The organism is Microbacterium awajiense, from assembly GCF_039536545.1.
Taxonomy (GTDB): Bacteria; Actinomycetota; Actinomycetes; order Actinomycetales; family Microbacteriaceae; genus Microbacterium; species Microbacterium awajiense.
Window position 1 is genome coordinate 1,796,077 of sequence record NZ_BAAAYU010000005.1, and the last position, 24,388, is coordinate 1,820,464.

23 protein-coding genes and 1 tRNA gene are annotated in these 24,388 nt (G+C 69.7%); 17 read left to right on the forward strand and 7 right to left on the reverse strand.

Annotation, left to right across the window (positions count from 1 at the left end):
* The first annotated feature begins 24 nt into the window (after positions 1 to 24).
* Genes ABD663_RS15025 through galE form a run of 5 tightly spaced genes read left to right on the forward strand, consistent with a single transcriptional unit; the run spans position 25 to position 6,329 of the window.
* A complete protein-coding gene (locus ABD663_RS15025) occupies positions 25 to 1,101 on the forward strand; it encodes an aspartate-semialdehyde dehydrogenase (protein ID WP_344739953.1) in 1,077 nt (358 codons plus the stop codon).
* 9 nt (positions 1,102 to 1,110) lie between these two features.
* Positions 1,111 to 2,583, forward strand: coding sequence for a malate:quinone oxidoreductase (locus ABD663_RS15030; RefSeq protein WP_344739955.1), 1,473 nt, complete (start codon positions 1,111 to 1,113; stop codon positions 2,581 to 2,583).
* 25 nt (positions 2,584 to 2,608) lie between these two features.
* A complete protein-coding gene (locus ABD663_RS15035; RefSeq protein WP_344739957.1) occupies positions 2,609 to 4,594 on the forward strand; it encodes a DUF2207 family protein in 1,986 nt (661 codons plus the stop codon).
* A gap of 35 nt (positions 4,595 to 4,629) precedes the next feature.
* Positions 4,630 to 5,283, forward strand: a complete 654-nt coding sequence (locus tag ABD663_RS15040) for a thymidine kinase (RefSeq protein WP_344739959.1) — start codon at positions 4,630 to 4,632, stop codon at positions 5,281 to 5,283.
* A 26-nt stretch (positions 5,284 to 5,309) separates the two neighbouring features.
* Positions 5,310 to 6,329 (forward strand): UDP-glucose 4-epimerase GalE, encoded by a 1,020-nt coding sequence (gene galE / locus ABD663_RS15045; protein ID WP_344739962.1) that lies wholly within the window; start codon positions 5,310 to 5,312, stop codon positions 6,327 to 6,329.
* Positions 6,330 to 6,332: 3 nt separating this feature from the next.
* On the opposite strand, the gene ABD663_RS15050 is transcribed toward galE, so the two are convergent.
* Positions 6,333 to 7,175, reverse strand: coding sequence for a DUF1295 domain-containing protein (locus tag ABD663_RS15050; protein WP_344739965.1), 843 nt, complete (start codon positions 7,173 to 7,175; stop codon positions 6,333 to 6,335).
* An 83-nt stretch (positions 7,176 to 7,258) separates the two neighbouring features.
* On the opposite strand from ABD663_RS15050, the gene ABD663_RS15055 reads away from it, so the two are divergent.
* Complete coding sequence (locus tag ABD663_RS15055) at positions 7,259 to 7,966, forward strand: FadR/GntR family transcriptional regulator (RefSeq protein ID WP_344739967.1); 708 nt, start codon at positions 7,259 to 7,261, stop codon at positions 7,964 to 7,966.
* A gap of 13 nt (positions 7,967 to 7,979) precedes the next feature.
* Positions 7,980 to 9,284 (forward strand): alpha-hydroxy acid oxidase, encoded by a 1,305-nt coding sequence (locus ABD663_RS15060; protein ID WP_344739969.1) that lies wholly within the window; start codon positions 7,980 to 7,982, stop codon positions 9,282 to 9,284.
* A 50-nt stretch (positions 9,285 to 9,334) separates the two neighbouring features.
* On the opposite strand, the gene ABD663_RS15065 is transcribed toward ABD663_RS15060, so the two are convergent.
* The gene (locus ABD663_RS15065) at positions 9,335 to 9,898 is read right to left on the reverse strand and encodes a TetR/AcrR family transcriptional regulator (protein ID WP_344739971.1); all 564 of its coding nucleotides are present in this window, start codon (positions 9,896 to 9,898) and stop codon (positions 9,335 to 9,337) included.
* Between the two features lie 67 nt (positions 9,899 to 9,965).
* Between ABD663_RS15065 and ABD663_RS15070 the strand changes: the two genes are divergently transcribed.
* Positions 9,966 to 10,325 carry a sulfur reduction protein DsrE gene (locus ABD663_RS15070; RefSeq protein WP_344739973.1) on the forward strand — a complete coding sequence of 120 codons (360 nt, stop codon included), beginning with the start codon at positions 9,966 to 9,968 and terminating at the stop codon, positions 10,323 to 10,325.
* A gap of 65 nt (positions 10,326 to 10,390) precedes the next feature.
* On the opposite strand, the gene ABD663_RS15075 is transcribed toward ABD663_RS15070, so the two are convergent.
* From ABD663_RS15075 to ABD663_RS15090, 4 genes are all read right to left on the reverse strand, one after another.
* Positions 10,391 to 11,143 (reverse strand): HAD-IIB family hydrolase, encoded by a 753-nt coding sequence (locus ABD663_RS15075; protein WP_344739975.1) that lies wholly within the window; start codon positions 11,141 to 11,143, stop codon positions 10,391 to 10,393.
* Positions 11,144 to 11,165: 22 nt separating this feature from the next.
* Positions 11,166 to 11,242: transfer RNA gene (locus tag ABD663_RS15080), tRNA-Pro, on the reverse strand.
* Positions 11,243 to 11,294: 52 nt separating this feature from the next.
* Positions 11,295 to 12,233 (reverse strand): metallophosphoesterase, encoded by a 939-nt coding sequence (locus ABD663_RS15085; protein ID WP_344739977.1) that lies wholly within the window; start codon positions 12,231 to 12,233, stop codon positions 11,295 to 11,297.
* Positions 12,230 to 14,968 (reverse strand): transglycosylase domain-containing protein, encoded by a 2,739-nt coding sequence (locus tag ABD663_RS15090; protein ID WP_344739979.1) that lies wholly within the window; start codon positions 14,966 to 14,968, stop codon positions 12,230 to 12,232. Before ABD663_RS15090 ends, ABD663_RS15085 begins: the two co-directional genes overlap by 4 nt.
* Before the next feature lie 64 nt (positions 14,969 to 15,032).
* Here ABD663_RS15090 and sp36 point away from each other — a divergent pair, with 64 nt between their 5' ends.
* Both sp36 and ABD663_RS15100 read left to right on the forward strand, forming a co-directional pair.
* Positions 15,033 to 15,248, forward strand: a complete 216-nt coding sequence (sp36, locus tag ABD663_RS15095; protein WP_344739981.1) for a Sp36 family protein — start codon at positions 15,033 to 15,035, stop codon at positions 15,246 to 15,248.
* Positions 15,249 to 15,252: 4 nt separating this feature from the next.
* Positions 15,253 to 15,720 (forward strand): RidA family protein, encoded by a 468-nt coding sequence (locus tag ABD663_RS15100; protein WP_344739983.1) that lies wholly within the window; start codon positions 15,253 to 15,255, stop codon positions 15,718 to 15,720.
* A 13-nt stretch (positions 15,721 to 15,733) separates the two neighbouring features.
* Here the strand turns inward: ABD663_RS15100 and acs are convergent, their stop codons facing one another.
* On the reverse strand, positions 15,734 to 17,698 hold the full coding sequence (acs, locus tag ABD663_RS15105; protein ID WP_344739985.1) for an acetate--CoA ligase: 1,965 nt from the start codon (positions 17,696 to 17,698) through the stop codon (positions 15,734 to 15,736).
* 403 nt (positions 17,699 to 18,101) lie between these two features.
* Here acs and ABD663_RS15110 point away from each other — a divergent pair, with 403 nt between their 5' ends.
* The 7 genes from ABD663_RS15110 to tmk are packed head-to-tail and all read left to right on the forward strand — an operon-like array spanning position 18,102 to position 24,386.
* The gene (locus tag ABD663_RS15110; RefSeq protein ID WP_344739987.1) at positions 18,102 to 19,193 is read left to right on the forward strand and encodes a TadA family conjugal transfer-associated ATPase; all 1,092 of its coding nucleotides are present in this window, start codon (positions 18,102 to 18,104) and stop codon (positions 19,191 to 19,193) included.
* A 19-nt stretch (positions 19,194 to 19,212) separates the two neighbouring features.
* Positions 19,213 to 20,091 carry a type II secretion system F family protein gene (locus ABD663_RS15115; protein ID WP_344739989.1) on the forward strand — a complete coding sequence of 293 codons (879 nt, stop codon included), beginning with the start codon at positions 19,213 to 19,215 and terminating at the stop codon, positions 20,089 to 20,091.
* Between the two features lie 34 nt (positions 20,092 to 20,125).
* Positions 20,126 to 20,320, forward strand: a complete 195-nt coding sequence (locus ABD663_RS15120) for a DUF4244 domain-containing protein (RefSeq protein ID WP_344739991.1) — start codon at positions 20,126 to 20,128, stop codon at positions 20,318 to 20,320.
* Positions 20,320 to 20,676, forward strand: a complete 357-nt coding sequence (locus ABD663_RS15125; protein WP_344739993.1) for a TadE family type IV pilus minor pilin — start codon at positions 20,320 to 20,322, stop codon at positions 20,674 to 20,676. Before ABD663_RS15120 ends, ABD663_RS15125 begins: the two co-directional genes overlap by 1 nt.
* 1 nt (position 20,677) lies before the next feature.
* Positions 20,678 to 21,001, forward strand: a complete 324-nt coding sequence (locus ABD663_RS15130) for an Rv3654c family TadE-like protein (protein WP_344739995.1) — start codon at positions 20,678 to 20,680, stop codon at positions 20,999 to 21,001.
* 47 nt (positions 21,002 to 21,048) lie between these two features.
* Positions 21,049 to 23,757 carry a type I DNA topoisomerase gene (gene topA / locus ABD663_RS15135; RefSeq protein ID WP_425561789.1) on the forward strand — a complete coding sequence of 903 codons (2,709 nt, stop codon included), beginning with the start codon at positions 21,049 to 21,051 and terminating at the stop codon, positions 23,755 to 23,757.
* Positions 23,754 to 24,386, forward strand: coding sequence for a dTMP kinase (gene tmk, locus ABD663_RS15140; protein ID WP_344739997.1), 633 nt, complete (start codon positions 23,754 to 23,756; stop codon positions 24,384 to 24,386). Before topA ends, tmk begins: the two co-directional genes overlap by 4 nt.
* The last annotated feature ends 2 nt before the right edge of the window (positions 24,387 to 24,388 follow it).

Genomic DNA, 24,388 nt, shown 5'->3' on the forward strand with positions numbered 1-24,388 from the left:
CGCCCATCGCAGCAAGGATCCGTCATGACCCGCATCTCCGACTCAGGTCTCTCCGTCGCCGTCGTCGGCGCCACCGGCCAGGTGGGCACCGCCATGCGCGAGATCCTCGCCGAGCGGGCCTTCCCGATCCGCGAACTGCGCCTGTTCGCCACCGCGCGCTCCGCGGGCACCGCAGTCGAGTTCGGCGGTGAGACCGTCATCATCGAAGACGTCGCGACCGCCGACCCGTCGGGCATCGACATCGCCCTGTTCTCGGCCGGCGCCACCGGCAGCCGCGCGCACGCGCCCCGCTTCGCCGAGGCCGGCGCGATCGTCATCGACAACTCGAGCGCGTGGCGCATGGACCCCGACGTGCCCCTGGTGGTCAGCGAGGTCAACCCGCATGCGATCGATGGGGCCGTCAAGGGCATCATCGCGAATCCGAACTGCACGACGATGGCGGCCATGCCGGTGCTGAAGGTGCTGGACGCCGCTGCCGGCCTCGAGCGGCTCATCGTCAGCACCTACCAGGCGGTATCGGGCTCCGGCCTCGCCGGAGCGCAGGAGCTGCTCGGCCAGGTCGAAGCCGTCGTCGCTCAGGATGGCGCGATCGACCTCGTGCACGACGGCGCCGCCGTCGACTTCCCGCAACCCGAGAAGTACATCGCGCCGATCGCGTTCGACGTCATCCCGTTCGCCGGCAACCTCGTCGACGACGGGCTCAACGAGACCGACGAGGAGAAGAAGCTCCGCAACGAGAGCCGCAAGATCCTCGAACTGCCCGACCTGCGGGTCGCCGGCACCTGCGTGCGCGTGCCCGTGTTCACCGGGCACTCGCTGTCGATCAACGCCGAGTTCGCCCGTGAGATCACACCCGAGCAGGCGCGTGAACTGCTGGCTTCGGCGCCGGGCGTCGCGCTGGAGGAAGTGCCGACTCCACTGCAGGCCGCCGGCAGCGACCCGAGCTACGTCGGTCGCATCCGTGCCGACCAGTCGGCGCCTGCCGGTCGCGGCCTCGTGCTGTTCATCTCGAACGACAACCTGCGCAAGGGAGCGGCACTGAACGCCGTGCAGATCGCCGAGCTCGTCGCCGCGCGAAAGGCCGCGCCCGCGGCGATCTAGGATGGTCGGGTGACAGAACCCGTCGACGTCGTCCTCATCGGCGGTGGCATCATGAGTGCCACCCTCGGAACGCTGCTCAAGGAGCTGCAGCCCGATTGGCGCATCGTCGTCTTCGAACGACTTCACGACGTGGCGCTCGAGAGCTCGAACGCCTGGAACAACGCGGGCACCGGCCACGCGGCGCTGTGCGAGTTGAACTACATGCCCGAGGGGAAGGACGGATCGCTCGATCCCGCCAAGGCGATCGCGATCAACGAGCAGTTCCAGCAGAGCCGCCAGTTCTGGTCGTCGCTGGTCGAGCAGGGCGTGCTCGATGCGCCCTCGACGTTCATCAACTCCGCCCCGCACATGACCTTCGTACGGGGCGAGAAGGACGTCGCCTACCTCAAGCGCCGCTATGAGGTGCTCAAGAAGGAACCGCTGTTCGCCGGCATCGAGTACAGCGAGGACTCACGCGTCATCAATCAGTGGGCACCGCTGCTGATGCAGAAGCGCCGCAAGGGCGAGCCGTTCGCGGCTACGCGCGTTCCGGCGGGAACCGACGTCGACTTCGGCGCGCTCACCCGACAGCTGTTCGACAACCTCCGAGAGCGGGGCGTCGAGGTCGTCACCAACCGCGAAGTGCGCAGCATCCGGCGTCTCGCCGACGGTCAGTGGAAGCTCAAGTGGCGCAACTCCGTCGGCCGCACGCCCGGTGAGATCACCTCGCGATTCGTGTTCGTCGGCGCGGGCGGATGGGCGCTGAAGCTGCTCCAGAGCTCGGGCATCCCCGAGATCTCCGGCTACGGCGTCTTCCCGATCGGCGGGCAGTTCCTCAAGACGACCGACCCCGCCCTCGTCGCTCAGCACAAGGCCAAGGTGTACTCGCAGGCATCGGTCGGCGCACCGCCGATGTCGGTGCCGCACCTCGACACCCGGGTCGTCGACGGTGAGGCATCCCTGCTGTTCGGACCGTTCGCGACGTTCAGCCCCAAGTTCCTCAAGCGGGGTTCGATCTTCGACATCGTCACCCAGGTGCGCTGGGGCAACCTCTGGCCGATGCTCAAGGTCGCCATCGACAATCCCAGCCTCATCACCTACCTCGTCGGCGAGCTGCTGAAAGACCACGGCAAGAAGGTCGACAGCCTGCGTACCTTCATGCCCACGGCGAAGGACGAGGACTGGGAGCTCATCCAGGCCGGCCAGCGCGCCCAGGTCATGAAGAAGGACCCCGACAAGGGCGGCATCCTGCAGTTCGGCACCGAGGTGGTCACCAGCGCGGACGGCTCCATCGCGGGTCTGCTCGGCGCATCGCCCGGGGCGTCGACGGCCGTGTCGATCATGCTGGGCCTGCTGCAGCGCTGCTTCCCCGACCGCATGGACGAGTGGAAACCGCGGCTGGGCGAGCTGATCCCGAGCTACGGGGAGTCGCTCAACCCGCGTCCCGACGCGGCAGAGGAGTCCCTTTCGGGGACCGCCGAGACACTCGCGCTCACCGCCTGACGGCCGGCGGCCCTATTCTGGGCGCATGCGGGGGAGGATCATGCGCGCGGCCGCGGCTGTCGCGGTCATCGGGATGCTGCTCGTCGGCGCCGCACCGGCGGCGACGGCGGAGCGCGCTGCCGTCGCGGCATCCGATCGTCTGGTCGCCGGCGTCGACGACTTCAGCTTCGACTCCTACGACGCCGACTACTGGCTCATCCGTGGTGAGGGCGATCGCAGTCGGCTGCTGACCACCGAGACGATCGTCGCGCGTTTCCCCGACTTCGACCAGAACAAGGGCATCGTCCGCGCGATCCCCCTCTACGACTCGGGCATCGACCTCGACACGGACGTCATCTCGGTGACCGGCGGTGAGGGTGCTCCGATCCCGTGGTGGACGGAGAGCGACGGCGAGTTCGTCTACGTGCTCACCGGTGACGACAGCTACGTGCGCGGTCCACAGACGTACGTCATCACTTACGCGATGCGCGACGTCGTGCTGCGCTACGCCGACACCGAGGCCGACGAGTTCTATTGGGACACGGTGGGGGTGGACCACGTGCAGCCCTTCGACGCGGTCACGGCGACCGTGCACGTCGCCGGTGATGCGGCATCCGCTCTGAAGCGCGGCAGCGCCTACTGCTACACGGGCCGGGCCGGTTCGACCGACCTCTGCGCGATCGAGGGGCCGGCGGCGGATGCCGCGTGGCCCCTTCCGGTGCAGGAGTGGGCGGAATCCTGGGGCGCGACGGATGCCGCGGTGGGCGCGGTCGCGTTCACCGCGCGCGATACCGGGCTCGGCGCGCATGAGAACGTGACCGTCGCGATCGGCTTCGACGTGGGCGCGTTCGCCGCACCCGCTCCGCCGCCACCACCGCCCTACCCGTGGTGGGAGTGGATCCTGCCCGGACTCGCGCTGCTCGCCGGGTTCGGCTCGTTCGTGTTCTTCCTCGTGCTGCGGGCCGTGCTGCGACGCAACCCCGACCGCTCGCCGGTGATCGTGCAGTACACCCCGCCCGTCGACGAGTCGCCCACTCTCTCGGCGGGTGTGCTCGACGTGCCCGCCCGTGCGCTGGCCGCTCACGTGGTCGATCTCGCCGTGCGCGACCGCATCGAGGTGCGTGCCGAGGGTGAGCGTGCGGCACCCGCCGACTTCGACCTCGTGCTGGTCGACGCCACCGGACTCGACCACGACGATCGCCGCGTCGTCGACACGGTCTTCGGCCGCGGGGCGAAAGTCGGCGCGAAGGCCGATCTCGGGGCCTTCGCGCGCAAGCCGCCGACACGCGCCGTGACCTATGTGCGGCGCATCGACGAGTTCACGGTCAAGCGCGGCTACCGCACGAAGCGCCCCGGCTGGATCGGCGGCCTGAAGGGCCTGGTGCCGTTCACGGGATTCTGGCTGCTCATCGGGATGACGGCGTTCACCGGGTACCCGTCCGTGCTCGACGACCTCGGTGCGCTGGGCGGCTGGATCTACGCGGCGGCGATCGTGTCGACCGCGGTCGCGTTCCTCGGCGTGCCGTGGGTACGGCTGCCCGCATCGACCCTGACGCTGGCGGGCGGCATCCACACCACGTATCTGGAGGGCATCCGCGAGTACCTGGAGCTCGCCGAAGAGGAGCGGCTGCGTGCAGCTCAGGCGCCGCAGACCGCCGACCTCGTCTCGGCTGGCCGTCGACCGTACGGCGACGCGCCGAATGCTCCGGGGGCCGACGTCGTCAACCTCTACGAGCGGCTGCTGCCGTATGCGGTGCTGTTCGGCATGGAGCGCGACTGGGTCGATGTGATCCGCGCGGCGGATCCGGGCGCCGCCGATGCGGTCGCCCGTGTCTCGCTGTTCGATGCGGTGAGGTCGAGTTCGCTGTCGGATGCCTCGCGCTCGATCGGCCGCCTCGCCGCGACGCCGGTGTCGAGCGGGTCGAGCGGGTCGTCGAGTTCGTCGAGCACGAGCTGGTCGTCGTCGGGCGGCTCGTCCGGTGGAGGCTTCTCAGGTGGCGGCGGGGGAGGCGGCGGCTTCGGCGGACGCTGACACCGCCCCGGCGCCGGGGCGGCTACGCTCGACGGGTGGCCAAGCTCTACTTCCGCTACGGCGCGATGAACTCCGGCAAGTCCACGTCGCTGCTGCAGGCTGCCTACAACTACGAGGAGCGCGGCCAGCATGTGCTGCTGGCCAAGCCCGAGATCGACACCAAGGATGCCGATCGCATCTCGAGCCGCTTGGGAGTGACCCGTCAGGTCGACTTCCTCATCCCACGCGACGCTGACGTGCGCGCGCTGTTCGCCGCCCATCGCTCACGCCTGCGGCACGCCGGTGTCGAATCTCTGCTGCCCGTCGAGGCGCCGGCCGCCCGTGCGCACGACGTCGCGTGCCTGCTCATCGACGAGGCGCAGTTCCTCACCCCCGCACAGGTCGACGACCTGCTGCGGATCGTGGTGCTCGACGGCATCCCGGTGCTGGCCTACGGCATCCGCACCGACTTCCGCACGCGGGCGTTTCCCGGATCGCGTCGGCTGCTGGAACTGGCCCACAGCCTCGAGGAGCTCAAGACGATCTGCCGTTGCGGACGCAAGGCGCTGTTCAACGCACGGCTCGCGGGCGGGCGGTTCGTCTTCGACGGTGACCAGGTCGCGATCGACGAGTTGTCCGCCGATCGGGTGACGTACGAGTCGATGTGCGCGGAGTGCTATCTGCGCGAGTCGGGCGGGCGTCTGGAATGACCTGCTGCGCCGCCTAGGCTGAGATCATGCGAGTCCTGCTGACCGGCGGTGCCGGCTATATCGGCGCCCACACCGCGGTCGCCCTCATCGAGGCCGGCCACGACGTGCTCGTCGTCGACGATCTGTCGAACTCGAGCGCTGAGGCGATCGCCCGAGTCGAGCGCATCACCGGCGCCTCGGTGCCGCTGCTGGTCGCCGACTGCCGTGACGAGGAGGCCCTGGTCGCGTTCGCCGCCGCACACGGTCCCGTCGACGCCGTCATCCACTTCGCCGGACTCAAGGCCGTGGGGGAGTCGGTCGCGGAGCCCGTGCGGTACTACGACGTCAACGTCGGCTCGGCGCTCGCGGTCCTGCGTGCGATGGCGCGCCTCGACATCCGCACGATCGTGTTCTCGAGCTCGGCCACCGTGTACGGCGATCCCGAGGTCCTGCCGATGACCGAGGCATCGCCGACCGGCATCGACCTCGCCAACCCCTACGGCAAGACCAAGCGCATCATCGAGGAGATCCTGCAGGATGCCGCAGCCGCCGATCCTCAACTCAGGGCGGTGAGCCTGCGGTACTTCAACCCCGTCGGGGCGCACCCGAGCGGGTCGATCGGCGAGGACCCCAACGGGGTGCCCAACAACCTCATGCCGTACGTCGCGCGGGTCGCGGTCGGCGCCCTGGAGCGGATCGGCATCTTCGGCGACGACTACGACACCCCTGACGGCACCGGCCAGCGCGACTACATCCACGTGGCCGACCTCGCCTCGGGGCACGTCGCCGCGCTCGAGCACGCACGTGCGGGCTACGACGTCTACAACCTCGGAACCGGCATCCCGGTGAGCGTGCGTGAGCTCATCGCCGCGTTCGAGCGCGCGTGCGGCCGTGACCTTCCTGCGGTCGTCCTGCCGCGGCGGCCCGGCGACATCGCAGCGAGCTATTGCGACCCGTCGAAGGCCGAGCAAGGGCTGGGCTGGCGCGCCGAACTCACGATCGACGACGCGTGCCGCGACGCGTGGCGGTGGCAGTCGCAGAACCCGCAGGGCTACGCGACGGTCTGATGCTCAGGCGGTGCGCTCGGCGCGTGACCGGCGACGCGGCAGCGGGATCAGCATCGACGTGGTGCGCTGGTAGTCGGCGTACGCCGGGTACTTGGCCGCTGAGATCGACTCGGTGAAGATCGTCGAGCCGATGAACAGCAGCGTCAGCAGGGCGGCACCGAGGATCGTCCAGTTCAACGCCCCACCCCACAACCCGAGACCCGAGGCGACGGCGGCGGACGCACCCAGGGCGTAGAACACCCACCACTGCGCCTGCTCGAAGAAGAAGTTGGGATGGCGGCTGTATGCGAACAGCCCCGTGGTCAGGAAGCCGGGTTCGAGCACGCCCCCGGCCTCACGCTTGCGGCGGTGGAACTCCCACTGCTGCTGGTCGGCGAGGAACTCACCCGCCAGCAGTGCGGCGAAGAGCACGGCGAACGCGGCGTCCCAGACGGTGAAGGGGGCAGGATGCTGCCACGCGATCTGCGCGGGCAAGGTGATGAGCACGAGCAGCGCCATCTGATAGACCACGATGAACAGCAGGTTGAAGACCTGGAACATCGCCGGTGACATGCGGCCGCGCAGGATGGCCCAGCGGTAGTCCTCCATGCCCGTGTACCCGCCCTTGCGGGCGAAGTTGAAGGTCAATCGCGCGCCCCACGCGGTGACCAGCACCGCCATGACGACCAGTCGCGAGGCGTCACGGCCGTCGATGATCGCGGCGATCGCGAAGATCCACACGTAGACGACCGGCACGATCGACCACAGTCTGTCGACCCACGACGTGTCGTTCGTGAGCAATGACGCGATCCAGCAGAATGCGCTGGCGGCGCCCGCGACGATGAGGACGATGACGAGCGGATCCATGGGCCCAGCGTACGGGGCACTCGGCGGATTGCGTGGTCAGACCACAGACGCTACTGTGGTCAGACCATAGAGGGGGAGCTCCCGTGGCCGAAGCCGTGCGCGCGTGGCGGACCGTGCTCGAGAAGATCGAGACCGATCTGCTCGACGGTGCCCTCGCGCCGGGCGACCGTCTGCCGCCCGAGCGCGAGTTGGCTGCCAACCTGGGGGTCGGCCGATCCAGCGTGCGCGAGGCGCTGCGGGTGCTCGAGGTGATGGGCCTCATCCGCACCGGCACCGGCTCGGGACCGACCTCGGGCGCGATCATCATCGCGACCCCGCAGGGCGGCATGGCGGCGCTGCTGCGTCTGCAGGTCGCCGCACAGGGGTTCCCGCTCGACGACGTCGTGCGCACCAGGCTCGTGCTCGAGGCGGCGGTGGCGCATGCGCTCGGCGCCGAACCGGATCCCGACCTCGGCGCGGCGCGCCTGCTGCTCGAGGCGATGGCGGCCGACGACCTCACTCCGGCGGAGTTCCTCGCCCTCGACGCGCAGTTCCACCTCGCCCTCGCCGAGGCATCCGGCAACGCCGTGATCGCCGCGATGATGGCGGGGCTGCGCTCGGCGATCGAGTCGTACGTCAACGCGGGTGCCACGCGCATCGACGACTGGGATGCCACCGCCGACCGTCTGCGCGCCGAGCACGGTGCGATCCTCGACGCTCTCGACCGAGGTGAGCCGCAGCGCGCGGCGACCCTCGTCCATGACCACATCACCGGCTACTACGCGCGCGCGGCGCTCGTCCGCGACGCCTGACGAAGGAGACACCATGGTGCAGCGTCAGCTCCCGAATCCCGCTGAACTGCTCGAACTCATGCAGTTCAAAAAGCCCGAGTTCGACGGTCGCACGCGGCGCCTCAGCGGTGCGCTGACGATCGCCGACCTGCGTGCCATCGCCCACCGCCGCACACCCAAGGCCGCCTTCGACTACACCGACGGGGCCGCCGAAGGCGAGCTCTCGCTCGCGCGTGCCCGGCAGGCCTTCGAAGACGTCGAGTTCCACCCGGGCATCCTGCGTCCGGCGCCCTCGGTCGACATGTCGGTCGAGATCCTCGGCGGTCCGAGCGCGCTGCCCTTCGGCATCGCGCCGACGGGCTTCACGCGCCTCATGCAGACCGAGGGTGAGATCGCCGGGGCCTCGGCCGCCGGCGCCGCGGGTATTCCGTTCACCCTGTCGACACTCGGCACGACATCGATCGAGGACGTCAAGGCGGCGAACCCGCAGGGGCGCAACTGGTTCCAGCTCTATGTCATGCGCCAGCGCGAGATCTCGTACGGTCTGGTCGAGCGCGCCGCCGCCGCCGGCTTCGACACCCTCATGTTCACCGTCGACACTCCGGTGGCCGGAGCGCGACTGCGCGACAAGCGCAACGGCTTCTCGATCCCGCCGCAGCTGAGCATCGGCACGATCCTCAACGCCATTCCGCGGCCGTGGTGGTGGTTCGACTTCCTCACCACGCCGAAGCTCGAGTTCGCGTCGCTGTCGTCGACCGGCGGCACCGTCGGCGAGCTCCTGGACGCCGCGATGGATCCCACGATCTCGTACGACGATCTCGAGGTCATCCGCGAGATGTGGCCGGGCAAGCTCGTGGTCAAGGGCGTGCAGAACGTCGAAGACTCGGTCGCCCTCATCGAGCGCGGCGTCGACGGGATCATCCTCTCCAACCACGGCGGGCGCCAGCTCGACCGTGCCCCTGTGCCGTTCCACCTGCTGCCGCAGGTCGTGCGCGAGGTCGGCAAGGACGCGACCGTGATGGTCGACACCGGCATCATGAACGGCGCCGACATCGTGGCGTCGGTCGCCCTCGGCGCGAAGTTCGCGCTGGTCGGGCGTGCCTACCTGTACGGGCTGATGGCGGGCGGTCGTCAGGGCGTCGATCGCGCGATCGACATCCTGCGCGCTGAGATCGAACGCACCATGAAGCTGCTGGGCGTGTCCGAGCTCTCCGAGCTGACGCCGAAGCACGTCACACAGCTGACCAGGCTCGCACCGATCGCCACGCCGAGCGGACGTCGCCCGCGCTCCGCCACGCGTCCGTCGACCACGCGCACCCCTGCGCAGAAGGCGACGTAGCCGGCGACGGCGCGTCCTCTTCGGGATCGGGGTGGTGAGCAGGGCTCACATCACGCGAGCGTGCGCAACGCCGCGTCGCGCGCGCGTCGGATGTGCGAGCGGTCGCCGGTGGTCTTGACGGCGGCGATCGCGCCGTCGTACAGGTAGACGACGGCGTCTGCAGCATCCGTCCGCCCGGCTCCGAGCATCGCGCGCACCAGCGCACCGAGCCGATCGCGATACTCGTGCACGACGGCCATGACGGCAGCGCTCTCACGCATCTCGACGGCGGCGTTGGTGAAGGGGCACCCGTGGTACTCCGGGTTCAGCGCGTCGGTCTCGAGCGCGTCGAACAGCCGTCCCACGCGGATCGCGGGGGCGGCGTCGGCATGATCCATCGCGGAGGTCGTGGCGATCCACGCGTCGAGCTGACGCCGCAGACAGGCGGCGACGAGTTCTTCCTTGCTTCCGAAGTTGTAGTAGAGCGTCGCCTTCGTCACGCCTGCCGTCGACGCCACGCGGTCGACGCCGGTGACGTTGATGCCCTCGGCGTAGAACAGGTCGCTCGCAGCCGCCAGCAGCCGCTCGCGCGCCGATCCGCGCGGGGAGCCGTCCGCGTCGATCGTCGTCCTCATGCGACCACTATACCGACCGGTATGTACTATGGACACGTATACCGACCGGTATGTCAAAAGGAGTGAAATGTCAGAGCAGAACAAGATCGCCGTGGTCATCTACGAGCCGGCGTCCGGAGACACCGCGCGCATCTACCGCGGACTGAAGACCGCGGCGGAGTTCGCCAATGCCGGGGACGACGTCGTCGTCCTCTTCGACGGATCAGGAGTCGAGGCGCTCGCCGCCGTCAGCGATCCGGGCAATCCGATGAACGGGCTGATCGACGGCATCCGGCCGACCGTGATCGGTGCGTGCAAGTTCTGCGCGATCAGCCACAAGGTGCGCGACGACATCGAGCGTGCAGGCTGGCCCCTGGTCGCCAGCAATGGCGGCGAGGCGAGCATCCGCGATCTCGTCAACGACGGGCGTCAGGTGCTCACGTACTGACGTACGGCCGGGGCGTCCGCGTCGTCGGGCGCCCCGCCAACCGCGCTGCGAGCAGGTTCGTCGACTCAGAGGGTCGGCAGCAGCGACTCGAGGAACGCCGCGGTGTCCTCCCAGCCCTCCACCGACTGGCAACGCACGCCCATGGCGAGCACGGGGTAGTCGTTGCCGTCGGGATCCAAGCGGTCGCCGACGAACAGCATGTCCTCGAGCGGGATTCCCGTCTGCTCGGCCAGTCGGTTCATGCCGTAGGCCTTGTCGATGCCGTGGTGGGTGATGTCCACAGAGGTCGACCCGCCCGAGCGCACCTCGAGATCGGGCACGAGCGCTGCCACCGCGGCGCGCAGCGCGGACTTCTTCGCGCCGTCGGGGTCCCACACGGATTTCGCCTCGAGCGGAGCCTGCTGACCGAGCGCCGAGAACGTGATCTGCGACCCCCGGTCCTCGAGGATGTCACCCCACGGCTCGGGTTCCCAGTACCCCAGTCGTCGGGCCTCGGTCTCGAGCGCGGTCATCGCGCGTCGCTTCTGGTCGGCGTCGAGCGACATCGCGTAGACGGTCTCGACCTCACCGGCCACCAGTCGGTAGTACTGCGTGCCGCACGTGGGCAGAAGGTGGATGCGGGCGAGCGTCTCGTGCGGGGCATCCGGCAGCTGCTCGACGACCTGGGCGCGGAACTGCGCCAGTTGGCCGCCCGAGATCACAGCGACGTCGACGCGCTCCGCCAGGGCCACCAGCAGATCGGCGATGCGCGAGGGCAGGGGCTGCTTCGACGGCGCGAGCGTGTCGTCGAGATCGAAGGCGATCAGGCGAGTGGGCATCATGCTCCTCGTCTCGATGTCATGGTCGGGGTGACAGGATTTGAACCTGCGGCCTCTTCGTCCCGAACGAAGCGCGCTACCAAGCTGCGCCACACCCCGTGGCAACCCTCCGAGTCTACCCGATGGGTGCCCGTGCTCCGAACCGCGGCGATCATGCGCGAGCGGTCAGTTCGAGCAGGGATGCCTCGGGACGGCAACCGAATCTCACCGGTGCGTAGATGGAGTGGCCGAGCCCCGCGCTCACATTGAGCGGAATCGTCCGGCCGCCGTGCGACCACGTCGACAGCCCTCGCGCCTGGTCCAGCGGGATGTCGCAGTTCGCGACGAGCGCGGCAGGGGAACCCGGGATGCGCACCTGGCCGCCGTGGGTGTGGCCTGCGAAGATCGCGTCGGCGCCGAGGTCGCAGAAGACGTCGAGCACGCGACGGTACGGTGCATGGGTGACGCCCAGCAGGGGCACGTCCTCCTCGTCGCGGAGGCCCGCGACGAGGTCGGGCAGCACGTCGAGCCGGTCCCACCCACGGTGGGCGTCGCTCACGCCGAACGCGTCGATGCGACGGCCGGCCGCCGACAGCGAGCCGGCGGCGTTGTTGAGGTCGACCCACCCGAGTGTCTCGGTGAGGTATCCGTCCAGCGCCGGCGTGTCCAGCGGCTCCACGGACCGCGTCGTCTTCGACGGGCCGGCGAAGTAGCGCAGGGGATTGCGCGGACTCGGCGCCGCGTGGTCGTTCGAACCGTGCACGAAGAAACCGGGGATGCCCCGGAAGGGATCGAGCGCGGAGCGCAGGCCGCGCAGCCCGTCCACGTGCCCGAGGTTGTCGCCGGTGTTCACGATCAGGTCGGGTTCGAGCTCGGCGAGGCCGGCGATCCACCGCTGACGGTGGCGCTGCCACGGTGCCATGTGGGCGTCCGAGAGGTGGAGGATCCGGACCGGCGTCGATCCCGTCGGCAGGATCGGCAGCTCATGGCGGCGCACCGTGTACAGGTGGCGCTCGATGCCGATGCCCCAGACGGCCGCGCCTGCGGCGACCGCCCCCACCGCGGCGAGCGCGGTGAGGGCGGTCGGATTCGCTGTCGACGGGCGGGTCACCCGTTGCCGCCACCGTTGCCGGGGTTGTCGCCCTCGTCCTCGTCGTCGTCTCCGCCGCAGTCGCGGGCGACGTAGTCGACGACGATCGCGGTGTTGCGGTTGGTGGTCGAACCGGCAGCCGGGCTGGTGCCGGTCGCCTGCGGGTTGTTGCCGGCGTCATCGGATTGCGTACAGGTTCCGGCCTGCACGTTGCCGAACCCTGCGCGCCTGAGATCGGAGATCGCGCGATCCAGGTTCCTGCCGGCCACGTCGGGCACCGTGATACCCGCGCCGTTGCTCGGGAAGATGGTGACGACGGTGCCGCCGTTGACCAGACCGCCGGGCGGATCCTGGTCGGCGACCACGCCCTTGGCGACATCCGAGTCCACCGCGCTGCCGACGATCACCTGGAAGCCGGCGTTCTGCAGCGTGCTGGTCGCTTCCTCGACGGTCATGCCCACCACGTTGGGCATCTCGATGAGCACCTGACGGGTGAGGTTGCTGTCGGGTGACGGGAAGGCGGACCCGCCGTAGAGCGCGTTGGCTGCGCCCTGGATCTCGCGTGCGATCGAGTAGCGCAGGTAGGCGACCTGGGTGCCGTTCGCCCACGTCTTGAACACATCGCGCTCACCGATCGAGTTGCCGACCCACACCGCCGTGGCGACCTTCGTCGAGGATTCGACGACCCAGGTCTGCGACTCCTCGTGGGTTCCCGTCTTGCCGATGAGCGGCACGCCGTCGCGCGGGTTCGCGGTCGAGCCGGTGCCGCCGTTCTGCATCACACCCTGCAGTGCATACGCCGCCGTCGCCGCCACGGCCGGGTCGAGCACCTGCTCGCACGACCGCTCGGGCAGCGCCAGCTCGTTGCCGTCCGGGTCCACGACCTTGTCGATGACCTTGGGCTCGCAGTAGATGCCGTTGTTCGCGACCGTGCCGTAGGCACCCGCGATCGCCAGCGGTGAGATCGCGTCGGAGCCGATGACCTCGTTGGCGTTGACCATCGGCACTTCCTCGCCGTTGCCGAGGGTCACACCCATCTTGGTGGCGATCTTCTGGATCTCGCAGAGATCGAGCTCGGCGGCCATGAAGACGAACCCGGAGTTCAGCGACTGCGCCGTGAACTGCATCGGTGTTCCGGCGTAGCCGGGCACCTCGCCGAAGTTGTTCGGCTTCCACAGCGGGCTGGAGTTGTTGACCCAGTTGCCTGCGCACGTGTTGGTCATGCTCATCGGCGGGCGCACCGCGGCGTTGACCACCTCGTTCACGGAGTGCCCCTCCTCGAGCCAGCCGAGCAGGGTGAAGAGCTTGAAGGTCGACCCTGCGGGGAAGCCGATCGACCCGCCGTGCGTCAGATCACCGGCGTAGACGATGCTCGAGTAGTTCGGATCGCCCCCGTTGTCGCCGTCGCGGAACTTGGTGTTCTGCGCGATCGCGAGCACGCGACCGGTGTCGGCCTCGACGCTGACCGAGGTGGACCCGAAGTTCATGTCCGCGATCGAGCTCGGCGCATACCGCGACATGGTCTCGGTCGCCGACTTCTGCAGGCTCCAGTCGAGCGTGGTGTAGACGTTCAGACCGCCCCGACGCAGCAGCTCCGTGCGCTCGTCGATCGTGGCGCCGAAAGCGGGATCGTTCTCGATGACGGCACGCACGTACTGGCAGTAGTACTCCGCGCCCGTCGCCGCCGAGCATCCGGTCTTCGGCGAGGTGATCTTCGGTGTGATCGGAGCGATCACGGCCTCGACGTACTGATCGCGTGTGATCTTGCCGTCATCGAGCATGCGGCTCAGCACATACAGCTGGCGACCCTTCGTGAGGGTGTAGCCGTCGGCGGCGGCGAGGTACTGCTCCTGGTCGATCGTGCCGTCGGCCAGCAGGTTGTCGAGCGCCGCGAGCTGTCCGGCGGCGGCATCCACCTCGCCGTCGGGCTCGCCGTTGAGGCCCACGCCATCAGCGTTGGTGATCGAGCCGGCCTTCATGTCGATGCGGTAGGTGTTCGGGTTCTGCACGATGCCGGCGAGCGTGGCGGCCTGTGCGAGCGACAGATCCGCCGCCGAGACCCCGAAATACCGCCGGGCTGCGGCGTCGATGCCGTAGGTGGTGCCGCCGAAGTTGGCGATGTTGAGGTAGCCGAGCAGGATCTCGTTCTTCGAGTACTTCTGCTCGAGCGCGATCGCGTACCGCATCTCCTGCAGCTTGCGCTGGATGCCTTCGTCGCCCGCCGCGGTCGTCGCAGCCGTCCAGCACTCGTACTTCTCTTCCTCGGTCTGGGCGTCGGCTTCGCAGCGCTGGACGAGGATGTTCTTCACGTACTGCTGGCTGATCGAGGATCCGCCCTGGGTCTCCCCGCCGCCGCGCAGGTTCGACAGGACGGCGCGGGTCGTTCCGATGAGGTCGACGCCGCCGTGCTGGTAGTAGCGCGGGTCCTCACTGGAGAGGATCGCGTCGTACATGACGGGGGTGATCTCGTCGAACTCGACCGGCGACCGGTTCTGGTCGTAGAACTGCGTCAGCTCGACATAGTCATCGGAGTCGGGCTTCTTGGCGTACAGCGTCGTCGGCAGCATCAGACGATCGATGTCCAGGACGCTCGGCAGATTGTCGAACATCGTGATGGCGCTGGATGCCGCTGCGCCCGACACCGCGATCGCGGGGGTCACTGTCGCAGTGACGAGGACTCCCGCGACGGCGCTGAGGCCGACCAATCCGGCGAGTCCGCCGAGCACGCCGCTGGCCGTCCGATTCTTATCAGGCATAGGCTTGATCGTAGGCCAGAACCCTGGGCGATCCCTTGACGCGCGCCCCTGCGAGGAGACACCGATGACGACGTGGGAGTACCTGACCACGCCCCTGCTGATCCACAACACCGCTGCGATCCTCAACAACTGGGGCAAGCAGGGCTGGGAACTCGTGCAGGTGGTGCCCGGGCCCGAGGGCGGCCTGGTCGCCTACCTCAAGCGCCCGACCGGTGCCGGGGCAGACAATGCGGGACTGGATGCGGCAGCCCAGGCGGCGCGCCAGTTCGACGGAGAGTGACCCCATGAGCGTCTCCCAGCGCCTGGCGGAGCTCGGCATCGATCTGCCCGCCGTCGTCCCGCCGGTCGCGGCGTATGTCCCCGCGATCGTCCATGGCGATCTCGTCTACACCGCGGGTCAGCTGCCGATGGTGTCGGGGGAGCTGCCGGCAACCGGAAAGGTGGGTGACGGACCGGACCTCGTCGCGGCCGCCGACGCCCACGGACTCGCCCGGGTCTGCGCGCTCAACGCGCTCGCTGCGGCCGCGGCCGCCGCCGGCGGCGTCGACCGGCTCGTCCGCGTCGTGAAGGTCACCGGTTTCGTCGCATCGGTGCCCGACTTCACCGGCCAGCCCGGCGTCGTCAACGGTGCCAGCGAGGTGCTCGGCGAGATCTTCGGCGAGGCCGGTCGCCATGCACGCTCGGCCGTCGGCGTCGCAGTCCTGCCACTGGATGCCCCCGTCGAGGTCGAGGTCGTCTTCAGCCTGGTCTGACGAGGACCGCTCCCTACTTCACCTGGGCCGAGATCACGCTCATCACCGCCGTGTCGGCGAGTGTCGTCGTGTCACCCACCTCGCGGCCCTCGGCGACGTCACGCAGCAGGCGCCGCATGATCTTGCCCGAGCGCGTCTTGGGCAGTTCGCTGACGATGTAGATGTCGCGCGGACGGGCGATCGGGCCGATCTGCTCGCCCACCCACAGGCGCAGCTGCTGGGCCAGGCCCTCGGGCGCGTGCGCGGCGAGGTAGCTCTCCTTGAGGATGACGAACGCGACGACCGCCTGTCCCGTCGTCTCGTCGCTCGCTCCGACGACCGCCGCTTCGGCGGTCGCCTCGTGGGCGACGAGCGACGACTCGATCTCGGCCGTCGACAGGCGGTGTCCCGACACGTTCATCACGTCATCGACACGACCGAGCAGCCACACGTCGCCGTCGTCGTCGAGTCGCGCCCCGTCGCCGGCGAAGTAGAACCCCTGGTCGCGGAACTTCTCCCAGTACGTCTCGACGAACCGCTCCGGGTCGCCCCATATGCCGCGCAGCATGCTCGGCCACGGTTCGGTGACCACCAGCAGTCCGCCGTTGCCGTTGCCGACGTGCCGGCCCTGCTCATCGACGACGTCGATGCTGATGCCGGGGATCGGCGCCTGCGCACTGCCGGGCTTCGTCTCGGTCACGCCCGGCAACGCCGACACCATGATCGCGCCGGTCTCGGTCTGCCACCACGTGTCGACGATCGGGGCGGAGTCCGCGCCGATGATCTCGCGGTACCACATCCACGCCTCGGGGTTGATGGGCTCGCCCACCGAGCCGAGCACCCGCAGGCTCGACAGGTCGAACGACTGGGGCACGGCGCGTCCGATCTTCATGAACGAGCGGATGGCCGTCGGCGCTGTGTACAGCACGGTCACACCGTACTTCTCCACGATCTCCCACCAGCGGCCCGGATGCGGGGCATCCGGCGTGCCTTCGTAGATGACCTGGGTGGCCCCATTGGCGAGCGGACCGTAGGTGACGTACGTGTGACCGGTGATCCAGCCCACGTCGGCGGTGCACCAGTACACATCGGATTCGGGGTGGATGTCGTGGACGACGCGGTTGGTGAACGCCGCCTGGGTCAGGTAACCCGCCGAGGTGTGCAGGATGCCCTTGGGCTTTCCGGTCGTGCCCGAGGTGTACAGGATGAACAGCGGGTGTTCGGCGGGCAGTGCCGGCGCGTCGTGATCGGCGGAAGCCGCGGGCACGGCGTCGTGCCACCAGATGTCGCGTCCGTCGGTCCAGTCGACCTCGTTCTCGCCGCGGCGCACCACCAGGACGTGCTCGACCGTCTCCTGCACGCCCGCGCCGCGGTCGGACAGCGCCTGGTCGACCGCGGGCTTGAGCGCAGACACCTTGCCCTTGCGATATCCGCCGTCGGCGGTGATGACGACCTTCGCGCCGGCATCGTCGATGCGCGCTCGCAGACTGTCGGCCGAGAACCCGCCGAACACGACGGAGTGGATCGCCCCGATGCGCACCACGGCCAGCATCGCCGCGATGGCCTCGGGGATCATCGGCATGTAGATCGCCACGCGGTCGCCCGCGACCACGCCCAGACCCTCGAGCACGTTCGCGACGCGCTTGACCTCGTCGGTCAGCTCCGCATAGGTCACACGGCGCTCGTCGCCGGGCTCGCCCTCCCACAGCAGCGCCGCGCGGTCGCCGTTGCCGGCCTCGACGTGACGGTCGAGGCAGTTGTAGGCGACGTTGAGCTCGCCGTCGTCGAACCACTTCGCGAAGGGGGGATTCGACCAGTCCAGCACCTCGGTGAACGGCGTGTGCCAGTGCAGGTCGCGGGCGTGGTCGGCCCAGAACCCGAGTCGATCCTCGGCGGCGCGCGCGTAGAGGTCGGCGTCGGCGATCGCCGACGCCGCGAACTCGGGTGAGGGGGCGAAGCGGCGGTCCTCATTGAGGAGGTGGTCGATCTGGCTGCTCATGACGAAGCGCTCCTTTGCACGGTCGAATGCCGATGACGGCGAGTCTGCACGGCACCCTACCCACGGCGTCCGAGCGACCACTACCTCCGATAGTGGGTACTCGGTTGTTGGACGGGAACCGATATATCTTCCCGAAGTCGCCGCAGATTGTTTGGAAGGTTGCGCAACGTTGCGTATGCTCTTCACCGGCCGAACATCGATTCTGGCATTGCGGCACCCGAATCACCCCCCGAACCGTGGTGCCGCTCGTGGCGGCATCCCATTCCCCCCATGGGATGCCGCCCCTTTTTTCGCGGGGTGCCTGCCTCACCCTCTCCTCCACAGGCGCGCGAGCGCCGACCGTCGTCCACGGATGCGGTGATGGAGCCGATTCCTGCGACTGGCACTGCCTAGCGTCGGACCCATGTCAGCCCCCTTCGTCGTCCGGCGCCGCACGCAGACCGCGCCGCCCGACGACGCCGGGTGGCCGGCGGAGTCGGCGACACCGCTCATCGCCGACGTTCCCCCTTCGCTGCGTCCGGGCGCATCCGACGCCTCCTCGTTCCCGTCCCGACGACCGGTGCACCGGCATCCGGCGCTCGCGCCCCTGGCGGCGTTCCTCGATGCCCCCGGGGTGACCGACGTCTTCGTCAACGGCGGCGCCGGCATGTTCGTCGATCGCGGCGATGGTGCGGTGCGGGTGCCGACATGGCACGCGGACGAACAGGAAGTGCGCGAACTCGCGGTCGCGCTCATCGCGGCCGGTGGTCGCCACATCGACGACAGCACGCCGTGCATGGATGTGAGGCTGGAGGGGGGAGTCCGCGTGCACGCGGTGCTTCCGCCGATCGCGGCCGAAGGCACCGTCATCTCGATCCGCGTGCCGCGGCTCGACGGGCCCGACCTCGCCGCGCTGCGGTCGCTCGGTGTGTTCGACCAGGCGGCGGAACGGATGCTGCGCGATGTCGTCGCCCGTCGCGAGAACATCCTCGTCACCGGTGCGGCGGGGTCGGGCAAGACGACCCTGCTGTCGGCCCTGCTCGGCTGCGCCGCCGTCTCGGAGCGCATCGTGACGATCGAGGACGTCGCCGAACTGTCGATCTCGCACCCCCACCATGTGCGACTCGAGGCACGCCAGCCCAATCTCGAAGGCGCCGGCGCGGTGGGGCTGGCCCGCCTCGTCCGCGAAGCGCTGCGCATGCGTCCCGACCGGCTCGTGATCGGAGAATGCCGCGGTGACGAGGTTCGGGAACTCCTGTCGGCGCTGAACACCGGGCACGACGGCGGCGCGGGCACCGTGCACGCCAACGGGCTCGCAGACGTACCCGCCCGGCTCGAGGCGCTCGGCGCGCTCGCCGGCCTCGGCGACACCGCCCTCGCCCGTCAGGTCGCGAGCGCGATCGGGCTCATCCTCCACCTCGAGCGCGGCGGCGACGGCGTCCGACGGCTCGCGGAGGTGGGCCGACCGGTCGTCGGCGCCGACGGCCGCCTCTCGGTCGAAGACGTCTCGTGGTGATGCCGTGCCTCTGACGCGCATGCGCCCGACCCCCTCGACGGCACCCGCCGGCACGCTGCTGCGACTCGCCGTGCTGCTCGAGGCCGGAGTCGCGCCTCCGCGCGCCTGGGAGCACTTGGCGTACGCCGGCGATCCGGCCGCACGTCGCGTGGTCGACGCCGTCGCAGGCGGCGAACCCGTCGCGCGGGCCGTCGCCGAGCTGGGGTCGGGTGACGACCCATCGTGGCGGGCGCTGGCGGCGGCGTGGCAGGTCGCCGTCGTCGTCGGCGCCCCGCTCGCGCCGAGTCTTCGCGCGATCGCTGCCGCCGCCGACGACGCGCGCCGCGCCGGCGACGAGGTGAGGGTCGCGTTGGCCGAGCCGGCGGCGACCGCACGGCTCATGGGCTGGCTGCCCGCGGTCGGCCTCGCGCTCGGCGTCGCCCTCGGCTTCGACACCGTCGGTGTGCTGCTGACCGGTCCTGCCGGGTGGGCGTGTCTGGCGGCTGGGGCCGTCTTGACAGTGGTCGGCAGACGATGGTCGGCGCGGCTGGTCCGGCGGGCGGGCGAGGGCGCGGGCATCCCGGGTCTTCAGGACGATCTGCTCGCCATCGCGCTGTCCGGCGGCGTGTCGATCGATCGCGCTCGCACGCTGGTCGTCGAGGCGACCGGCAGCGCACCGGGCGCCGACGCACCCGTGCTCGAGCTGTCGCGGCGGGCGGGAGTCCCCGCCGTCGAGCTGCTGCGCGCCACCGCTGCCCTCGCGCGCCACGACGTGCGCACCGCCGGCCGGATGCGCGCCGCTCAGCTCGCATCGAAGCTGCTGCTTCCGCTCGGGGTGTGCACCCTCCCGGCGTTCCTGCTGCTCGGCGTCGCGCCGATGCTGCTCAGTGTTCTGACCACGACGACCTTCACCCTCTGACGTGTCCCACCCATCGAGAGATCAGGAGAACCCCATGTCCTTCCCGCACCTCACCCGCCGCCGTGCCGCACGCCTGTTCCCCGACGAGAGCGGAGCCGCCACCGCCGAGTACGCCGTCGCCACGATGGCGGCCGTCGCCTTCGCGGGCCTGCTCGTTGTCATCATGCGCAGCGACGAGGTGCGCGGCATCCTCACCGATCTGGTGCGGCGCGCGCTCACCGTCGCGTGATGCGCATCGTCCGCCGCGGGGTGCGCATCGGTGACGGTGACGGCGGATCCGTCACGGCCGAGCTCGTGATCGCCCTGCCTGTCGCGGCGCTGACGATGGCGCTCGGCGTCGGCGCGCTCGGAGCCGCCGCACGCGCCGTGCTTCTGCAGGACGCCGCCGCCGACGCGGCACGGCTGATCGCGCGCGGCGAGCCGCCTGCGCGGGCGGACGCCGCGGTGGCGGCGGCGATCGAGGGGGCATCCGTCACCGTCGAGCACCGCGATGAGCTCGTGTGCGTGCGGGCGTCGGCGTCGACGGGCTTCGCGCTTCTGCCGCGCACCTCCGCCACGGCCTGCGCTCTCGACGGCGGGCTGTGAGATGGCCGGCTCGGTGCTGACCGTCGGGGTGACGGCGGCATCGGTCGCGGTGACGATCGCGGCGCTGGGCGTCGGCGCCGCGGCGGTGCAGGGGCAGAGGCTCGCGGCGGCCGCGGACGCCGCGGCGCTCGCAGCGGCGGATGCGGCGTCCGGCGCCGCCGCGGGTGACCCGTGCGAGCGCGCCGACGACCTCGCGGCGGCGTGGGGCGTCGCGCTCGCCGCCTGCGACGGGGTGGGTCTCGAGGTCACCGTGGTCGTCGAGACCCTCGCCTTCGGCGTCGTCGCGCGGGCTGCGGCGAAGGCCGGTCCGCCGTCGACGCCGTGATGCGCTCTCAGCGACGACCCTCGCAACCCCGTGTATGGTGTGCGTCGATGGAAAGGACGCCCCCGTTGGCACAAGGCAAGAAGCTCGTCATCGTCGAGTCTCCGACGAAGATGAAGTCGATCCAGGGGTACCTGGGCGACGATTACGAGGTGCTCAGCTCGGTCGGTCACATCCGCGACCTGGCGGGCAAGAAGGACATTCCCGCTGACAAGAAGCAGGCGTACGGCAAGTACTCCATCGACATCGACAACGGCTTCGATCCGCTCTACGTCGAGTCCGAACGCGGGCGCAAGACCGTCGCCGATCTCAAGCGCGCTCTCAAGAACGCCGACGAGCTCCTCCTCGCCACCGATGAAGACCGCGAGGGCGAAGCGATCGCGTGGCACCTGCTCCAGGTGCTCAAGCCCAAGGTGCCGGTGCGGCGCATGGTCTTCCACGAGATCACCAAGGACGCCATCCGCGCCGCCGTCGACGACACGCGCGAGCTGGACGTCGCCCTCGTCGACGCGCAGGAGACCCGACGTGTGCTCGATCGCCTCTACGGATGGGACGTCTCGGACGTCGCCCGCCGGAAGGTCGTGCAGGGCACGTCCGCCGGCCGCGTGCAGTCGCCGGCCATCCGTCTGCTCGTCGAGCGCGAGCGCGAGCGCATGGCGTTCCGTTCGGCCGAGTACTGGGACGTCGACGTCGTCGCGATCAAGGATGCCGCCGACTTCACGGCCGGTCTGGCGCGCGTCGACGGTGCCCGCCTGGCGTCCGGCAGCGACTTCGACGACACCGGTGCGCTCAAGAAGGCCGCGCTCGTCCTGACGGAGCAGCAGGCGCGCGAGCTGGCCGAGGCGGTCGAAGCCGCGGCCGAGGCATCGGTCATCGACCTCACGGCCAAGCCGGGAACCCGCAGCCCCAAGCCGCCGTTCACCACGTCGACGCTGCAGCAGGAGGCGGGCCTGAAGCTCTCGATGACGGCCAAGCACGCCATGGGCGTTGCGCAGCGGCTGTACGAGAAGGGGTACATCACCTATATGCGCACCGACTCGACCGCGCTCTCGCGCCAGGCCGTCGAGGCGGCACGGGCGCAGGCCGTCGAGCTGTTCGGCGACAAGGCGGTGCCCGCCAATCCGCGGACGTACGCCAACAAGAGCAAGAACGCTCAGGAGGCGCATGAGGCCATCCGCCCGTCGGGCGACGTGTTCCGTCGTCCGCGCGAGGTGACCGAGCTCGACCGCGACGAGCTGCGCATGTACGAGATGATCTGGACGCGGACGCTCGCGAGCCAGATGTCGGATGCGAAGTACGAGACGACCACGGTGACCCTGAAGGTGGATGCCGGCGGTCGCTCGGCGGAATTCACCGCCTCGGGTACGGTGTACACCTTCAAGGGCTACCGCGAGGTGTACGAGGAGGGCCGCCACGAGAAGCGCGGCGACGCCGACAAGGCCGGCGACCAAGCGCTGCCGGTCATGGCCGTCGGAGACGTGCTGCGCCTGCGCGATGTCGAGCCGAAGGGCCACGCGACGCGACCCAAACCGCGCTTCACCGAGGCGAGCCTGGTCAAGGAGCTCGAAGAGAAGGGCATCGGTCGTCCATCGACCTTCGCGAGCATCATCGACCTCATCCTCGACCGCGGCTACGCCCTCAAGCGCGGAAGCCAGCTGGTTCCCACCTGGCTCGCCTTCAGCCTGGTGCGACTGCTCGAGAACCACTTCGCCGATCTGGTCGACTACGACTTCACCGCGACCCTGGAAGACGACCTCGACGCGATCGCTCGCGGCGAGCAGGGTCGTGTCGAGTGGCTGCACGACTTCTACTTCGGCTCCGACACCCAGCCGGGTCTGCGTCGCATCGTCGACAACCTGGGCGAGATCGACGCGCGGGAGATCAACGCGACGGCGATCACCGACACTGCCACCCTGCGGTACGGGAAGTACGGCCCGTACCTCGAGGTCGTCGACCCGGCCGATCCCGACGCCGCTCCCCGCCGCATCAACATCCCCGAGGACCTCGCGCCCGACGAGTTGACGCCCGAGAAGGCGCAAGAGCTCATCGACGCCCCGGTCGCCGGCAATCGCGTCCTCGGCGAGAACCCCGACACCGGCAAGCTCGTCGTCGTCAAGGACGGCCGCTTCGGTCCGTACCTCGAGGAGGAGGACCCGGTCGACCCCGATGAGGTCGACCCCGCCACCGGTGAGGTCGCCGAGCCGAAGAAGAAGGCGGGTACGAAGACGACGGCTCCCAAGCCGCGCCGCGCCTCGCTGTTCAAGAGCATGTCGCCCGAGACGATCGACCTGCAGACGGCGCTGAAGCTGCTCAACCTGCCGCGCGTGGTCGGAGCGGACCCCGAGTCGGGCGAGGAGATCACGGCGCAGAACGGCCGCTACGGGCCCTATCTCAAGAAGGGCACCGACTCGCGTTCGCTGACCGCCGAGGAGCAGATCTTCGACATCACGCTCGATGAGGCGCTGGCGATCTACGCCCAGCCCAAGTACGGGGCGCGCGGTGCGTCGAGTGCGCTCAAGGAGTTCGACGCCGACCCGGTCAGCGGCAAGCCGATCAAGGTGCGCGACGGCCGGTTCGGTCCGTATGTGACCGATGGCGAGATCAACGCGACGATCCCGCGGGGCGAGACCGCCGACGAGATGACCTTCGAGCGGGCCGTGCAGCTGCTCGCCGACAAGCGTGCCAAGGGTCCGGCCCCCAAGCGCTCGACGCGGTCGCGCTCGACCACCACGCGCCGCACCCCCGCCAAGAAGAAGTGAGCGAGGACGCGCCGACGGGACTGTTCGTCACCTTCGAGGGCGGCGACGGCACGGGCAAGACGACTCAGGCGGGACTGCTCGACGCGTGGCTGCGTGAGCAGGGCCGCACCGTCGTCCGCACGCGCGAGCCGGGCGGTACCGAGGTGGGTGTCCTGGTGCGCGACATCGTGCTGCACCACCGCGGCGAGGTCTCGGCCCGCGCTGAGGCACTGCTGTATGCGGCCGACCGCGCCCAGCATGTCGACACCGTCGTGCGGCCGGCGCTGGAGCGCGGTGACGTCGTCATCCAGGACAGGTACCTCGACTCCTCGGTGGCGTATCAGGGTGCGGGTCGCGTCCTGGGTGCGGGGGAGGTGCGCGACCTCTCGCTGTGGGCGACGGCGGGCCTGCTGCCGCACCTCACCGTGCTGCTCGACCTCGACCCCGCTGCCGCGCGCCGCCGGCTCGATGCGGCCGACAAGCCGTTCGACCGGCTCGAGTCCGAGGCATCCGCGTTCCACGAGCGCGTGCGGACCGCCTTCCTCGCGCTGGCCGAAGCGGACCCGGGCCGCTTTCTCGTGCTCGACGCCGCGCAGGACGCGTCGGTTCTCGCCGCCGACATCCGCGCCCGCGTCGAGGCCCTGATCTGACC